The sequence below is a fragment of the Actinoplanes sp. NPDC021490 genome, from assembly GCF_055562135.1.
The window spans coordinates 450,364-464,847 of sequence record NZ_JBVHFW010000005.1; the positions used below are offsets into that span (position 1 = coordinate 450,364).

The 14,484-nt window shown below is 71.1% G+C and carries 14 protein-coding genes and 1 pseudogene; 8 read left to right on the plus strand and 7 right to left on the minus strand.

The window, feature by feature from the left end; genetic code table 11:
- Positions 1-201: 201 nt before the first annotated feature.
- Together mshD and ACZ3I4_RS17050 are read right to left on the minus strand one after the other, a co-directional pair.
- The gene (gene mshD, locus ACZ3I4_RS17045) at positions 202-1,086 is read right to left on the minus strand and encodes a mycothiol synthase (RefSeq protein WP_465382859.1); all 885 of its coding nucleotides are present in this window, start codon (positions 1,084-1,086) and stop codon (positions 202-204) included.
- A gap of 10 nt (positions 1,087-1,096) precedes the next feature.
- Positions 1,097-1,819 (minus strand): winged helix-turn-helix transcriptional regulator, encoded by a 723-nt coding sequence (locus ACZ3I4_RS17050; protein WP_203377276.1) that lies wholly within the window; start codon positions 1,817-1,819, stop codon positions 1,097-1,099.
- Positions 1,820-2,076: 257 nt separating this feature from the next.
- On the opposite strand from ACZ3I4_RS17050, the gene ACZ3I4_RS17055 reads away from it, so the two are divergent.
- The 5 genes from ACZ3I4_RS17055 (at position 2,077) to ACZ3I4_RS17075 (ending at position 5,462) form a co-directional block, all read left to right on the plus strand.
- Positions 2,077-3,081, plus strand: coding sequence for a hypothetical protein (locus tag ACZ3I4_RS17055; RefSeq protein ID WP_465382860.1), 1,005 nt, complete (start codon positions 2,077-2,079; stop codon positions 3,079-3,081).
- Between the two features lie 70 nt (positions 3,082-3,151).
- Positions 3,152-3,946, plus strand: a complete 795-nt coding sequence (locus ACZ3I4_RS17060) for an LmeA family phospholipid-binding protein (RefSeq protein WP_465382861.1) — start codon at positions 3,152-3,154, stop codon at positions 3,944-3,946.
- A gap of 70 nt (positions 3,947-4,016) precedes the next feature.
- Positions 4,017-4,094, plus strand: coding sequence for an Ms5788A family Cys-rich leader peptide (locus tag ACZ3I4_RS17065; protein WP_322112171.1), 78 nt, complete (start codon positions 4,017-4,019; stop codon positions 4,092-4,094).
- Between the two features lie 184 nt (positions 4,095-4,278).
- Positions 4,279-5,127: a sulfurtransferase gene (locus ACZ3I4_RS17070; protein ID WP_465382862.1), complete on the plus strand. Its 849-nt coding sequence runs from the start codon at positions 4,279-4,281 to the stop codon at positions 5,125-5,127.
- 2 nt (positions 5,128-5,129) lie between these two features.
- Positions 5,130-5,462 (plus strand): DUF1416 domain-containing protein, encoded by a 333-nt coding sequence (locus ACZ3I4_RS17075; RefSeq protein WP_465382863.1) that lies wholly within the window; start codon positions 5,130-5,132, stop codon positions 5,460-5,462.
- A gap of 34 nt (positions 5,463-5,496) precedes the next feature.
- Here ACZ3I4_RS17075 and ACZ3I4_RS17080 read toward each other — a convergent pair whose 3' ends face one another.
- Both ACZ3I4_RS17080 and ACZ3I4_RS17085 read right to left on the minus strand, forming a co-directional pair.
- On the minus strand, positions 5,497-6,111 hold the full coding sequence (locus tag ACZ3I4_RS17080) for a maleylpyruvate isomerase N-terminal domain-containing protein (protein ID WP_465382864.1): 615 nt from the start codon (positions 6,109-6,111) through the stop codon (positions 5,497-5,499).
- Between the two features lie 51 nt (positions 6,112-6,162).
- The gene (locus ACZ3I4_RS17085) at positions 6,163-7,416 is read right to left on the minus strand and encodes an AI-2E family transporter (RefSeq protein ID WP_465382865.1); all 1,254 of its coding nucleotides are present in this window, start codon (positions 7,414-7,416) and stop codon (positions 6,163-6,165) included.
- A gap of 111 nt (positions 7,417-7,527) precedes the next feature.
- Between ACZ3I4_RS17085 and ACZ3I4_RS17090 the strand changes: the two genes are divergently transcribed.
- Together ACZ3I4_RS17090 and ACZ3I4_RS17095 are read left to right on the plus strand one after the other, a co-directional pair.
- Complete coding sequence (locus tag ACZ3I4_RS17090) at positions 7,528-7,824, plus strand: GroES family chaperonin (protein WP_133876913.1); 297 nt, start codon at positions 7,528-7,530, stop codon at positions 7,822-7,824.
- A gap of 68 nt (positions 7,825-7,892) precedes the next feature.
- A pseudogene (locus ACZ3I4_RS17095) lies at positions 7,893-9,743 on the plus strand (PrsW family intramembrane metalloprotease); the annotation flags it as partial.
- A gap of 688 nt (positions 9,744-10,431) precedes the next feature.
- Here ACZ3I4_RS17095 and ACZ3I4_RS17100 read toward each other — a convergent pair.
- Entirely contained in the window at positions 10,432-11,619 is a 1,188-nt protein-coding gene (locus ACZ3I4_RS17100) for an FUSC family protein (RefSeq protein WP_465382866.1), read from the minus strand.
- An 84-nt stretch (positions 11,620-11,703) separates the two neighbouring features.
- Between ACZ3I4_RS17100 and ACZ3I4_RS17105 the strand changes: the two genes are divergently transcribed.
- The gene (locus ACZ3I4_RS17105) at positions 11,704-12,342 is read left to right on the plus strand and encodes an HD domain-containing protein (RefSeq protein WP_465382867.1); all 639 of its coding nucleotides are present in this window, start codon (positions 11,704-11,706) and stop codon (positions 12,340-12,342) included.
- On the opposite strand, the gene ACZ3I4_RS17110 is transcribed toward ACZ3I4_RS17105, so the two are convergent.
- Entirely contained in the window at positions 12,326-12,595 is a 270-nt protein-coding gene (locus ACZ3I4_RS17110) for a DUF4031 domain-containing protein (RefSeq protein ID WP_465382868.1), read from the minus strand. The two genes, ACZ3I4_RS17105 and ACZ3I4_RS17110, sit on opposite strands and share 17 nt — an antisense overlap.
- Positions 12,592-14,391 (minus strand): glycerol-3-phosphate dehydrogenase/oxidase, encoded by a 1,800-nt coding sequence (locus ACZ3I4_RS17115; protein WP_465382869.1) that lies wholly within the window; start codon positions 14,389-14,391, stop codon positions 12,592-12,594. Before ACZ3I4_RS17115 ends, ACZ3I4_RS17110 begins: the two co-directional genes overlap by 4 nt.
- Positions 14,392-14,484: the final 93 nt, after the last annotated feature.

The following is a 14,484-nucleotide window of genomic DNA, read 5'->3' on the forward strand; positions in this document are numbered from 1 at the left end:
GGGCTAAATGAACGCGCAGTGAACACGTTTCCGCCTCAACATGGCCTTGCCCTGAGGGCGAGTTGTCCGTTGCGTGAACTGAGTGACGAGAGACGGAAATGTCGGTTATATGGAGGCACTAGTTACCGCCTCGAGACACGTCCTTGTCCGATTCGTGACTGGTGGGACTCGCCCGATGTGGCGGCCGACACCCTCGGCGAACTATGACCGTTGGTAGTTGATGTCAGCCTTGTGAACGGTGAAGCCCAGCCGCCGGTAGAGCGCCACGGCGGCGGTGTTCGACTCGTCGACATAGAGGTTGGCGACGGTCAGGCCCTTCCCGGCCAGATGTCGCAGACCGGCGACACTGAGCGCGGCCCCCAGGCCCTTGCGGTGACCGGCCGGGTCGACGCCGAGCACGTAGATCTCCCCGATCGCCGGGTCGGCCCCGGACGCCGGGTGCACCTTGGTCCAGTGGAAGCCGAGCATGGTGTCCTGCGGGTCGACCGCCAGCAGGAAGCCGGCCGGGTCGAACCAGGGCTCGGCCTCGCGCAACAGGACGTCGTCGCGGGTCCAGCGGCCCTGCTCGGGGTGGTGCGCGAAGGCGCGGGAGTTGACGCCGAGCCAGGCGTCCTCGTCGGCCCCGGGACGGAAGCCGCGCACGGTGACACCGGCCGGGAGCGGGATGTCGGGCAGGGGCTCGGTGAGCGGGCGACGCATCTGCCACAGGACCCGTACGCGCTCGAAGCCGTTCTTTTCCGCGAAGGCGCGCGCACCGGGCTCGTCACCGTGTGCCCAGAACCGCAACGGCCCCGAACCGGCCGCCTTCAGCAGGGCGGTGCCGTAACCGTGCCGGCGGCGGGCGGGATGGACGACGAGCTCGCCCGAGCCGTCCTCGTCCAGAAACGCGTACCCGGCCAGGGTCTCGTCGCCGGAAAAGACCAGAACATGCTTGTGCGCGGCAGGGGAATCCCCGCCGCGCACACGAAGCACCACGTCTTCCGACAGTGGGTAGACGCCGTCGGCCTGTTCCGCCGCGGCGGCCAACGCGAGAACGTCGGCCGCTTGGGCGGCACTCAACCGATCAAGTATCTGAACAGGCGTCATGCCCTCAAATCTAGACCGGCAGCGAGACCGGCTCGTTGTCGGGCAGCTGGCGGCCCGACGGCGGAACCACGAACTTGTAGCCCACCTGGCGCACCGTGCCGATCATCGACTCGTATTCCGAGCCGAGCTTGGCCCGCAGGCGCCGGACGTGCACGTCGACCGTGCGGGTGCCGCCGAAGTAGTCGTAGCCCCAGACCTCGCGCAGCAGCTGGTCGCGGGTGAAGACCCGGCCCGGGTGCTGAGCGAGGAACTTCAGCAGCTCGAACTCCTTGTAGGTGAGGTCGAGCGGACGGCCCTTGAGCTTCGCCGCGTACGTGTCGGGGTCGATGTTGAGCTCGCCCGCGCGGATCGAGCCGCCGGCGCCGGCGGTCGCGTTGCTGAGGCGGCCCACGGCCAGGCGCAGACGCGCCTCGACCTCGGCCGGACCGGCGCTGGCCAGGATGACGTCGTCGACGCCCCAGTCGGCGTTGAGGGCGATCAGCCCCGCCTCGGTCACCACCGCCATCAGCGGGACGCCGATGCCGGTCGCGTGCAGCATGCGACACGTGGCGCGGGCCTCGGAGAGCTCGGAACGGGCGTCCACCAGAACGGCATCGGGGCTCGGCCCGGACACCAGCGTGCGGACATCACGGGGGGCGGTGCGTACGGAGTGGGGAAGCAGATCCAGCGCGGGCAGCACGGCGGAAGGCTCACCGGCCCGTGCCGTCACCAACAGAAGGATTTCCACACTCACCTCCGTCCTTGCGGCACGAGGCCGCTCGGGTGACTCGATGGCGTCTCATCAGAATCCGCCATCGGCGGACATTTTCCCGGCGTCACCGACGGGTGGGCTGGGCTTACCTTAACCGATGCATCACCAGGAACGCCTCGATCGTTTGACCGAGTGATGTAGTGAACGCCCTCCCGGCGTACGAATGGCGGTTTCGTAACAAGCCTTTTACGTTCGCCGAAGAATTGGGCGACCGGGTTCCTTCTGGCACGATCGCAGGCGTGTTCCCCACCATGCCGCAGGAAGAGTCCTGGGACGCCGACGCCTCGCGCGAGATCGCGAGGTCCGGCGGCAAGCGGTCGTCCGCCGGCTTCCGGGACAACGCAGAATCGGATCCGGAGTCGTCGGGCCCGGATGAGACCGACGAGACCGACGACGAATTCGACGAGATCGAAGAGGTTCCCGTACGCCGCGAGCTGTCGCTGGCCATCGCCGGGTTCGCCGGTCTGCTGTCGGTCGGCCTGGTGCTGGGCGCCCTCACCTCGGCGCCCGACTCGCGGATGCCGTACGCGATCGTGCTCTTCGGCGTGCAGTTGCTCTATCTGCTGGCCTGGGTGATGGCCCTCAATCCGCCCGCGGCGGCCACCACGGCCGGCGTGTCCGTGGCGGTCGCGCTGGTGGCCGACTATCTGGCCGTCACCGGCGCCCGGCCGGCCCTGATGCCGCTGGTGTGGGTGACCCTGGGCGGCTTCGTGGCGGCGCTGATCGGGCAGCTGTTCCGGGCCGATGACCGGGCCCGGCTGACCGACTCCTGGCGCACCACGCTCGCGATCGTGGCCGGCGTGGTGGCGTACGCGATCCCGATCGTCCTCACCCGGCAGGAGACCGGCACCCAGACCGTGATCGTCTGCGCCGTCGCCGCCGGGGTCGCGCTGGTCGTGGCCCGGGCCGCCGACGCCGTCTTCCCCAAGCCGCGGATCGCCGCGCAGGTGCCACGCGGCGTGGCCGGGGTCGTGCTCGGCGCGATGCTCGGCACCCTGGCCGGGGCCGCCCTGGGCAGCTTCCTGGTCCTCCCGTTCACCCCGGCCAAGGGCGCGATCGTCGGCCTGATCGCGGTCGTGATCGCCCATCTGGTCGACCTCGCGGTCAACTTCGGGCAGGCCGGTCGTCAGCTGGCCGGCGACGCGCCGACCTTCTGGGTCGCGCGGCACATGCAGGGGCCGCTCGGCGCCTTCGCGCTGGTCGCCCCGGCGGCGTACGCGTTGAGCCACTGGTTCCTGACGTAGCCGTTTCGCAAGGTGCTCGTTGCGGGCATGTACGGTTCTCGGCAAGTTTCTGGCACTGTCAGGAGGACCGGTGAGCGGCGAGGTCTACGGCACTGAGCGCCCGCGCAAGAAGCGGTGGGGGCGGCGGCTGCTGATCACCTTCATCGTGTTCCTGATCATCATTGTGGGCCTGCTCGTGGCGCTCGACCGGTTCGCGGCGGGCTATGCCGAGCGCACCATCGGCGACCGGGTCTCCGAGCAGATCGCCGACCAGAAGGCGACCAGCGAGAAGCCGGACGTCACGGTCGAGGGCATCCCGTTCCTGACCCAGGTGCTCGACGGCAACTATCAGGAGATCCGCATCCAGCTGGCCAACCTGACCGGACCGGCCGGCAACAACCGGACGGTCCGCGTGGCCAACCTGGACGTGCACGCCCACGACGTCAACGCGCCGCTCGACACCATCCGCAGCGGCACCGGCGACATCGTCGCGCAGACGGTCACCGGCACCGGCACGATCGACTACCCCCAGCTGGCCGAGCTGATCGGCCAGCCCGGCCTCAAGCTGGCCGAGAAGGACGGCAAGCTGATCGGCAGCGCGCCGGTGCAGGCGCTGGGCCAGACGTTCAACGTCTCCGGCGCGGCCACGGTCACCGTCCGGGACGGCGTGGTGCAGGTCCGCTTCTCCAACGTCACCGCGGCCGAGCTGCCCAACGTGCCGATCATCCGCTCGCTCATCGACGCGTACGTGCGCAAGCTCTCGGTCGACCTGCGGGTTCCCGAGCTGCCGCTCAAGCTGGCCGTGCAGAAGGTCGAGGCCCAGCCGGAGGGTCTTCAGTTCACCGCCGGCGCCGACCAGGTGTCACTGAACGCGGGCGGTCTGTGACCCCGGCCATGTTCCCGGATCGTGGTCGACCCTGTTACCAGTACGTGAACCGCTGGTAGGGTCCGTTCTCATGAGCCCGTTGCTCACCAAGAGGCGTGCGGTCGACCTGTGCCGCATGGCCGCCTGCCTGTGTCGCCCCGTCATCTGACGGGGCCACCTGTGCTGAGCATTTCTTAGCTCTCTCCCCACCGGCAGTGCAGCCGGGTTCGTGGCTCCGTCGCACGACAGCTCGAGATCCGTTTTCCATCTCCACTGGGTCCCGCGCGCGGTGCGACAAGCAAACTCCGTGCGCTGACTCACCCCCATCTCTCACCTGACAAGGGAGTGAACCGATGAGTCGCGACACCGCACTCGTCTCGGCCGACTGGGCCGAGCAGAACCTCGACACCCCGGGCGTCGTCTTCGTCGAGGTCGACGAGGACACCACCGCCTACGACGGCGGCCACATCCCCGGCGCCATCAAGATCGACTGGAAGCAGGACCTCCAGGACCCGGTCCGGCGTGACTTCGTCAACCAGGAGCAGTTCTCCGCCCTCCTCTCCGAGCGCGGCATCTCCAACGACGACGTCGTGGTCCTCTACGGCGGCAACAACAACTGGTTCGCGGCCTACGCGTACTGGTACTTCAAGCTCTACGGCCACGACCAGGTCCGGCTGCTCGACGGTGGCCGCAAGAAGTGGGAGCTCGACGCCCGCACGTACACCAAGGACGTGCCGGTCCGCGAGAAGACCAGCTACCAGGCCTCCGCGCCCGACCTGACGATCCGCGCCTTCCGCGACGAGGTCGTCGAGGCCATCGGCGTGAAGAACCTCGTCGACGTACGCAGCCCCGACGAGTTCGCCGGTCGCCTGCTCGCCCCGGCCCACCTGCCGCAGGAGCAGTCGCAGCGGGCCGGCCACATCCCGACCGCGATCAGCGTGCCGTGGAGCAAGGCGGCCAACGAGGACGGCACCTTCAAGTCCGACGACGAGCTGTCCAAGATCTACGGCGAGGCCGGCCTCGACGGCAGCAAGGACACCATCGCCTACTGCCGGATCGGCGAGCGCTCCTCGCACACGTGGTTCGTGCTCAAGGAGCTCCTCGGCCAGCAGAACGTCAAGAACTACGACGGCTCCTGGACCGAGTACGGCTCGCTCATCGGCGTCCCGATCGCCCTCGGCGACGAGCCCGGAAAGGCGTGACCATGACTTCTCCGTCGAACACCGCGGCCGGTTGCGCCGCGCCCGACCAGTCGGCTCCCATCCCGGCCTCGGTCGACCTCAACCGCGAGACGGTGCTCACCGGCATCGTGCAGAACACCGACGGTGAGGCGGTCGGCGGCGCGTACGTGCGGCTGCTCGACTCGTCCGGCGAGTTCACCGCCGAGGTGGTCTCCTCGCCCGAGGGCGTGTTCCGCTTCTTCGCGGCGCCCGGCTCGTGGACGCTGCGCGCCCTGAGCCGCAGCGGCAACGGCGAGGCCGTCGTCGACGCCACGGTCGGCGTCAACGAGGTCGCGCTGGCCGTGTCACCGGCCTGACCCGCATCGTCTCAAGGGGACGGCCGCCCGCGAATCATCGTGGGCGGCCGTCCCATTTCCATGACGTGGGCCGGGGCCGGCCGGGCAGGTCGGCGCGGCCGGTCGACCAGAGCAGGGCCACCCACGGGTCGGCGCCGGTGGGCGTGCCGGGGAAGAGCCGGTCGAGCGCGGCGGCGCAGAGGTCGGAGGGCGGATTCCACCCGAGATCGAGCCCCGCGGCCACGTCGTGCGTGTGGACCAGCACCTCGACGACGCCCATGGCCGCGAAACCGCTCGGGTCGGAAGGACCGTAGTTGTGGAAGGACAGCCGGTCGGGCGGGACGGTGGTGACGATCGCGGCCAGCAGATTGCCGGACGACTCGAGAACCTGCAGCAGGGCGCCGGGGCCGTCGGCCGGGTCGACGAACACGGTCTGACCGGGGCCACCCTCGCGGCGGTACTGCCATCCGTACGGGACGTGGGTCGTCACCGACGGCCTAGCCGGGGACAGCTGGGCGGCGTACGCGAAAAGGGCGTCCGCCGTGTGCTCGACGGTCTCCCAGCAGGTCCAGGTCAGGTCACCCGCCGGCGTTTGCCAGTCACGCCCTTCCGCCTTCTCGAGCGTGTCCAGAGCCAGCCCCACCGCGCGGGTCACATCGTCTTGATTCACAACGCGACTCTGCGGGGTCCGCACCGGCCGGACAATCGAATTAGCTCTTGATCAACTGATGCCGCCGCTGACCACCACGGCCGTTGGGGGGACTTCGGGACGGCGGCGGGCCAGACGGCGGATGCCCGTGTTGAGGACGGCGATCAGCGGCACGGCGACCAGCGCGCCGATGATGCCGGCCAGCACGACGCCCGACGCGATGCCGATGATCACGGCCAGCGGGTGGATGGCGACGGCCCGGCCCATGATCAGCGGCTGGAGGATGTGCCCCTCGACCTGCTGCACCAGGATCACCGCGCCCAGCACGATCAGCGCGATCACCCAGCCCTGGTCGACCAGGGCCACCAGCACGGCGACCGCGCCCGACACGCTCGCGCCGACGATCGGGATGAACGCGCCCAGGAAGACCAGCGCGGCCAGCGGGAACGGGAACGGGATGTCCAGGATCACCAGGGCGATGCCGATGCCGACCGCGTCGATGAACGCGACCAGCACCGTGGCCCGCACGTAGGCGCCGAGCGTGGCCCACGAGGCGTCCCCGGCGTCGGCGATCGACCAGCGGGCGTTGACGGGGAAGAGGCGTACGACGAAACGCCAGATCTTCCGGCCGTCGCGCAGGAAGAAGAACGTCGAGAAGAGCACCAGGAGCATGCCGGTGAGCACCTCGAACACCGTGGCCGCGGTGGAGATGCCGGTCGAGGTCAGCGACGCGCTGTGTGTGTTGATCCACTCCTGCGCGTTGTCGATGGCCTGGTTGACCTGGTCGTCCGACAGGTGCAGCGGGCCGGTCTTGGCCCACTCCTGAATCTGGCGTACGCCCGCCGTGGCGTTCTGGGTCAGCTGCGGCAGACCGTCCAGGAACTGGCTGATGACCAGCGTGAACGTGCCCGCGACGGCAGCCAGGCCGCAGATCAGCACAAGGAACGTGGCCAGCGAGGGCGGAAGCCGCAGCCGCCGCAGCCAGCCCACGGCCGGGCCGAGCAGGGCCGAGAGCAACAGGGCGACGGCGAGCGGGACGACGACGACGCTGATGATGCCGATGAAGCGCAGCAGGGCCCAGCCGACCAGGCCGACGACGATCAGGCGCCAGCCCCAGGCCGCGGAGATCCGCAGCGAGTGCGGCACCTCGGCGTCGTCTCGGCTGTTGGTCGAGTAGTGCAGGTCGTCGGGTTCCGGAGGTGGTGGGACGAAATCAACCTCGGCATCCGGTTCGGGAGTTGATTCGTCGCGGGCGAGACGCACGGACTCCCGCCCCGATTCATAGGCGCGCTTCAAATTGTCCCGGACTCGCTGCAACCGGCTCACCGGTACAACCTAGTCTCCGTACGCTCCCCCGGGGTGGCCGCCACGACGGGCGGCGTACCGTCTGCAATCGTGAGCGCCGACACCCGAACCGAGAGTGGCTTACCGATCCGCATGCTGCACGACCGCGTGCTCGTGCGGCAGGACGGCGGCGAGGGCGAGCGCCGCTCCAGCGCCGGCATCGTCATCCCCGCGACCGCCTCGATGGGCCGCCGGCTGTCGTGGGCCACGGCGGTCGGGGTCGGTCCGAACGTGCGCTCGATCGTGGTCGGCGACCGGGTGCTCTTCGACCCCGACGACCGCTCCGAGGTCGAGTTGCACGGGCGGGAATACGTGCTGCTCCGCGAGCGTGACGTGCACGCCGTGGCGGCCAGCCGGGTCGAGCCGGACGGCACCGGCCTCTATCTCTGACGCGATCGCGGACGGCCGGGGTGCTCCTCGGGGCGGCCGGTCCCCGATCGGGTGACTACGCTGACTGCATGGCCGACGTTTCGCCGGGTGGAACGCCCGACCAGGCTTCTCCCCAGTCCGCGCCGCCCGCGGCGCCGCTTTCACCCGCGCCCGCGCCGGTCGGCCCGGTTGACGCCGGCGTCGTCGTGCCCGAAGCCGGCTCGCTCTCCCCCGCCTCTTCGCCGTTCCACGATCCGGCGGCCATGCTGCCGGTGGCCGCGCGCAAGACCGGGTGGCGGCGCTGGCTGCCGATCGCCGGCGTGGTCGCGTTCCTGCTGGCCGGCGCGATCGGCATGCTGCTGTTCCTGGGCGTCGACATGGGCGGCACGAGCCTGGCCGTCGGCCTGACCGCGGCCGTCCTGCCGGTTCCCCTGCTGGTGGCCAGTTTCCTGTGGCTCGACCGCTACGAGCCCGAGCCGATCCGCTACCTGGCCTTCTGTTTCGCCTGGGGCGCGGCGATCGCCACCGCCGTGGCCCTGGTCGTCAACACCAGCGCGGCCGTCCTGTTCGAAAAGATCGGCCTCCCCGACGCCCTGGTCGCCGTGCTCGTCGCCCCGTTCATCGAGGAACTGATGAAGGCGGCGGGCCCGCTGCTGCTCTTCTGGCGGCGGCGCGTCGAGTGGTCCGGCATCACCGACGGCATCGTCTACTGCGGCCTCTCCGCGCTCGGCTTCGCCATGGTGGAAAACATTCTCTACCTCGGCAAACACGGCTACGCGACGGGCGTCGAGGAGTACGGCCCGGCCACCGGCCTGCAGAACCTCTTCGCGATCTTCATCGTGCGCATCCTGTTCACCGGCTTCGCCCACCCGCTGTTCTCGGCCATGACCGGCATCGGCCTGGGCATCGCGGCCCGCTCCGGCGACCGCAAGGTGCGCTGGCTGGCCCCGATCGCCGGCCTGCTGCTGGCGATGATCCTGCACGGCACGTTCAACCTGCTGCCCACGCTCTCGGTGAGCCTCTCGCAGCCCCTGATCATGCTGTACGGCTATCTCGGCTTCATGGTCCCGTTCTTCTTCGCCGTGGTCGGCTTCGCCATCGCCCTGCGCAGCTGGGAGGGCCGCCTGACCGAGCGTGTGCTGCCCTTCTACGTCAACACAGGCTGGTTCTCCCCACCCGAGGTCGCCGCGCTGGGCAGCCTGGGCCGCCGCTACTCGGCCCGCCAGTGGGCCCGCCGGGTCGCCGGCCAGTCCGGCCAGAAGGCGATGCGAAGCTTCCAGTTCGCCTCGACGCAACTGGCCCTGCTGCGCGACGGCATGAACAGAGGCCTCGACCGCAAGCCGGCCGACATCAACCGGGCCGCCGCCGAGGAACACCGCCTGCTAGCTGAGATCCTCGAATACCGCTCGGCCTTCACGGCCAAGGACCCGCAGGCGCCACAGGCCTTCTGGGACGGCCACAACTACCAGATCAACTTCCCGGACGGCATCACGCGCACCGTCCCGCCGCCGGCCGAGCCGGTGGTCCCGCTCCCGATCAAAATGCCCCAGCCCGCGTACGCGGGAGGCTGGCCCCAGCCGTACGCCGCCCCACCCGGCTACGCCCAGCCCCCTTACGCGGCCGCCTGGCCCGGATACGCGGCCCAGCCGGGGGCCGGCGCGCACAACGCTTACGGCGCGCAGCCTGATCACGCTTTGCCAGCCGGGTACGGCCCATACCCGGGCTACGGCCAGCAGCCGAACCACGGTGCCCAGACGACCTACGGCGGCCAGCCCAACCACGGTCCTCAGCCCGCCTATGGCAGCCAGCCCAACTACGGGGCTCAGCCCAATCACGGCGCTCAGCCCGGGTATGGAAGCCAGCCCGACCCGGCAGCCCAGCCCCATTACGGCGCTCAGCCCGCGTATGGCGGCCAGCCCGACCCGGCAGCTCAGCCCCATTACGGCACCCAGCCCGCGTATGGCGGCCAGCCCGACCCGGCGGCCCAGCCCGGTTGGGGACCGCCGCCGGGTTACGCATCACAGCCCGGCGGCCAGCTCGGTCAGGCGCCACACCCCGGCTATGCCGCACAGCCCGGTTACCCAGCTCATCCCGGCTACGGCACCCCGCCGGGCTACGCGCCTCATCCCGGCTACGGCGCTCAGCCGTACCCCGGCTACGGTCCCAGCCGGCCCGCATACGGCACCCAGCCCGGATACGCCGGGCCTGGATACGCCGGGCAGCCCTCGTACGACCAGCACCAACCCGGCCAGCCGTCGCACAGCACGCAACCAGACCAGGCTCCGGGCTACCCCGCGCAGCCCGGCTATGGCGTGCAGCCGAGCGACGGCGTACAGCCAAGCCACGGCGTGCAGCCGAGCCAGGGCGTACAGCCGACCACTGGCGCGCCGCCCAACTACACGTATCCGCCCGGCAACGGCTATCCGCCCGCGTCCGGCCACCCAGCGCCGCCGCCGAGCCCGGCTTCGGACCCGACCATCGCCGAGCCTCGCCCTGCCACTCCGACCGGGTCCGCCGTGACGCCGGCCGAGCCCGCCGCGATTCCCGCCGCCACTCCGGCCGAGCCCGCCGCGCCGTCCACGGGTGACGGGCAGGGACCGGCAACTGAGACCCCGCCGCAGCACTAGGTCACGTGGGCGGGCGGCCCAGCCCCGAGCGCGACGCCGGTTTTCGTCGCCCCGAACGCGGCCGCCCGTGCCACCCGACCGCCCGCCGGACCAATCGAGGAGCCTCGGCGTAGTCGACCCCGCTGGCCCGCAGCAGGTCGGTCGCGGTCGTCCGGATCTGCGCGACGATCACCCCGCCGGAGAAGCCCACCCCCTCGTCGTACGCCTTCCCGCACTCGGCCGCCGCCCGCAGCGCGCGTTCACGAGCGGCCACCGGCTCGACGCCCTTGGCCCACTCCTGGCGCAGCAGATCCACGGCGTCGCCCAGGAGACCGATCGACACCGGCAGCACCTCGGGAATCGTCTCGTCGTCGGCCAGCGCGGTATCGGCGCGGCGGCTCATCACACGGCAGTTCCTGAGGGCGTACGTGATGTGGTCAGCCCCGTCGACATAGAGCGCGAGCGCCCCCCGGCTGCGCCAGCGGGCCGGCGCGAAGGCCACGTTCTCCCGGGCGGCGGTGACGGCCGCCGAGAACGCGGCAAAGGTCGCCTCGGCCGCGCGCAGGTTGGCCAGCGCGTCGGCGATAGTCGTCCGGTCCCGCTCGGCCATGCCGGCGCCGATCCGATGCAGCCCGTCGGCCAGCGCCCGCAACGCCGGATCGGCCGCCCGCCGCACCACGTTCAGCGGGTTGAGCGGCAGCAGCAACGTCATCACGGCCAGCCCGACGCCCCCGCCGACCAGCGCGTCGAAGAACCTCGTCCAGGGCAGCCCCGTGCTCGACGTCAGGGTCGCGACCAGCACCGCCGACGACGCCGACTGCACCACCAGCGGGGTCCCGCCGCCCACCGCGGTCGCCACCAGCACCGCGAGCAGCACGATCAGCCCGATCTGCCAGGGCCCGCGGCCGATCAGCAGAATGAGCGCGTCCCCGATCCCGATGCCGATGGCCACACCGAGGACGAGCTCCGTCGTACGCCGCACGCGCTGCCCCACCGACGAGGCGAGCGTGATCACCGCGGCGATCGGCGCGAAGAACGGACTGGGCCGCCCGATGACGTCGTGTGCGAGAAACCAGGCCAGCCCCGCCGCCAGCCCGGCCTGCAAGGCAAGCGCCAGCCCGTGACGCCCGCGCCGCATACCCTCGCGCAGCCCGCCACGCACCCGCCCCACAGCTCGCGTGACTCGCCCCGCCGGTGCCGCCTCGGTCATCCCCAAACCCTAGGTGTTCAGCCCCGGCGCCGCGCAGACCCACCGCGCGGAACGCCCAGCGCCTCCAGTGTCAGGATTGCGGGCGTGGAAAGACTTGTGGAGCGGTTCTGTGAGGCGGCCCGGGCCGCCGGCGCCACCGTCGACGACGCGGATCTCGTGGCGGCCGCCGGCTATCTCGTCACCAGGTGGTCCGAGCCGCAGCGGCAATATCACACCGTCGATCACCTGACGGCCGTTCTCGACGTGGTTGACCGTTTCGCCGAGCTGGCTCCGCATCCCGAGCGAGTGCGGCTGGCCGCCTGGATGCACGACGCCGTCTACGACCCGCGGGCTCTGGGGGACGCCAACGAGCGGGACAGCGCCGAGTTCGCCGAGGGCCTTCTGCAGACTCTCGGCGTCGGCGGGGACACGGCGCGCGAGGTGGCCCGGCTGGTCGGTCTGACCGCGGGTCACGCCACGCAGGAGGACGACCCCGACGGCGAGCTGCTCTGCGACGCCGACCTGGCCGTTCTGGCGGGCGACGACGAGGCGTACGCCGCCTACACCGAGAAGATCCGCCGCGAGTACGCGCACGTCGCCGACGACGATTTCCGGGCCGGCCGCGCCCAGGTGCTCAAGGCGCTTCTCGAGCTGCCCTCGATCTATCGCCTGGCGCCCCTCCGCGAGCAGTGGGAGGCCCGGGCCCGCGCCAACCTGGAACGGGAGCTCAGCGGGAACGGCTGAGGTGTTTGGGCCGCCGCAGCCCGGCGGCCCGCAGCCGGAAGGTCAGTTCCCGCGAGGGCAGCAGCGTCGCGCCCAGCCACAGAGCGCTCGGGAAGCGCTGGGACGGGATGTCGTAGTGGTCGCGGTCGAAGGCGCGCCGCGGCGCGCCCAGCATTTCGGCGAACACGTGCAGCTCGTCGTAGGACAGGTCGCTGACCAGATGTGACCAGAGCCGTCCGCGGGCCGGCCAGAGCGGCTCGTCGACGAGGATCAAAGGTCGACTTGCAGCAGGTCGACCCCGCGGTCGGCGGCGAACCCGCGTACGTCCGGCGCTCCGACCCGGGCCGCGTCGGCCGCCGCGTCGTCCGGCATCGTCTGGCTCTGCCTTTCCGCGGCCACCCGGGCCAGGTAGTGCTCGATCTCGCGTTCGCGCACCGCCTTGTCCCAGCCGAGCGCCTCGCCCATCACCTCGGCGGCGTGGGCGGCCGACTCGGTGCCGCGATGCGCGGTTTCGAACGAGATCCGCGTACGCCGGGTGAGCACGTCGTCCAGGTGGAGGGCGCCTTCGGCCAGGGCCGCGTACGCCACCTCGGCGGCCAGGTATTCCGGTGCGCCCGCGAGCGGGGCGGCCAGGCCCGGATCCGCCTTGATCATGGCCAGCAGGTGAACCGTCAGCGTGCCGTACCGCTCGAGGAGATGCTCGATCACCCCGGCCGTGACGCCGTGCCGCCGGGCCGTGTCCTGACGATCGCGCCAGGCGGCGTTGTATCCGTCGGCGCCCAGCAGCGGCAGCTGGTCGGTGCGGGAGGGCAGCGCCGCCCCGCCGAGCCGCCGGACAGCCCGGTCGATCACGTCGGCCGCCATCACCCGGTACGTCGTGTACTTGCCCCCGGCCACCAGGAGCAGGCCCAGCATGGGCTCGACCACGGCGTGCTCGCGGGACAGCTTGGACGTCGAGTCGGCCTCACCGGAGAGCAGCGGCCGCAGCCCGGCGTACACGCCCTCGATGTCGTCGGTGGTCAGCGGCCGGTCGAGCACCTCGTTGACCTGGTCGAGCAGATATCGGATGTCGCGCGCGGAGGCGGCCGGATGGGACCGGTCGAGCTTCCAGTCGGTGTCGGTGGTCCCGATGATCCAGTGGCCGCCCCACGGGATGACGAACAGCACCGAGGTCGGCGTGCGCAGGATCAGCCCGGCCTCCCCGGTGATCGCCGAGCGGGGCACGACCAGGTGCACGCCCTTGGAGGCACGAACCCGCAGGCCGGGGCGTACGCCGACGTCGCGCAGCATCTGCGACATGTCGTCGCTCCAGACGCCGGTGGCGGCCACGACCGTCCGGGCGCGGACCTCGAATTCCCCGGAGTCGGGCGCCTCGAGGTCGCGTACGCGGACCCCGACGACCTCGCGGGCCTCGCGCACGAACCCGACGACCCGGGCGCTGGTGACCACGGCCGCGCCCAGGCTGGCCGCCGTCCGGGCCAGGGTGATGACCAGGCGGGCGTCGTCGACCTGGCCGTCGTAGTAGCGGATGGCGCCGCTCACCGTGTCAGCCCGCAGGCTTGGGAACAGGTGGCGGGCGCCGTCGCGGGAGAGGTGTTTGTGCAGCGGCATGCCCCGGCCGGTGCCGAAGACACCGGCGAACACGTCGTACGCGGCCACGCCGGCCCCGTAGTAGGCCCGGCGACCGGCCCGGACGGCCGGGTTGCCGGCGGGCAGCGGCACCAGGATCGGCACGGGGCGTACGAGGTGGGGGGCGAGCCGGGTGGAGAGCAGCCCCCGCTCGGTCAGCGCCTCGTGCACCAGGTGCAGTTCGAGCTGTTCCAGATAGCGCAGACCGCCGTGGATCAGCTTGCTGGACCGGCTGGACGTGCCGGCCGCCAGATCACGCGCCTCGACCAGGGCGACCTTGAGGCCCCGGGAAGCGGCGTCGAGGGCCGCGCCGGCGCCGGTGACCCCGCCACCGATGACGAGGACGTCGAACTGCTCGTCGCGCAGGCGCCGGAGGTCGGCCACCCGCCGGATCGGGGAGAGCCGGCCGGCCGTGTAACGGGAGACGGAGGGTTCGCGCACGCGTCCCACGTTAGCGCCCGTACTCGCTCCCCAACCCGCACCTGTGAGCAACCCTTCGGCTTCGGGCCGGGAAACGCGGAAAGAGGGCGGGCC

What these genes read in the sequence shown, in the direction of transcription:
- ACZ3I4_RS17065 (WP_322112171.1), top strand. Translation starts at nt 4,017, where the DNA reads ATGAGCCCGTTGCTCACCAAGAGGCGTGCGGTCGACCTGTGCCGCATG.
- ACZ3I4_RS17100 (WP_465382866.1), bottom strand. Translation starts at nt 11,619, where the DNA reads ATGACCGAGGCGGCACCGGCGGGGCGAGTCACGCGAGCTGTGGGGCGG.
- mshD (WP_465382859.1), bottom strand. Translation starts at nt 1,086, where the DNA reads ATGACGCCTGTTCAGATACTTGATCGGTTGAGTGCCGCCCAAGCGGCC.
- ACZ3I4_RS17090 (WP_133876913.1), top strand. Translation starts at nt 7,528, where the DNA reads ATGCTGCACGACCGCGTGCTCGTGCGGCAGGACGGCGGCGAGGGCGAG.
- ACZ3I4_RS17070 (WP_465382862.1), top strand. Translation starts at nt 4,279, where the DNA reads ATGAGTCGCGACACCGCACTCGTCTCGGCCGACTGGGCCGAGCAGAAC.
- ACZ3I4_RS17075 (WP_465382863.1), top strand. Translation starts at nt 5,130, where the DNA reads ATGACTTCTCCGTCGAACACCGCGGCCGGTTGCGCCGCGCCCGACCAG.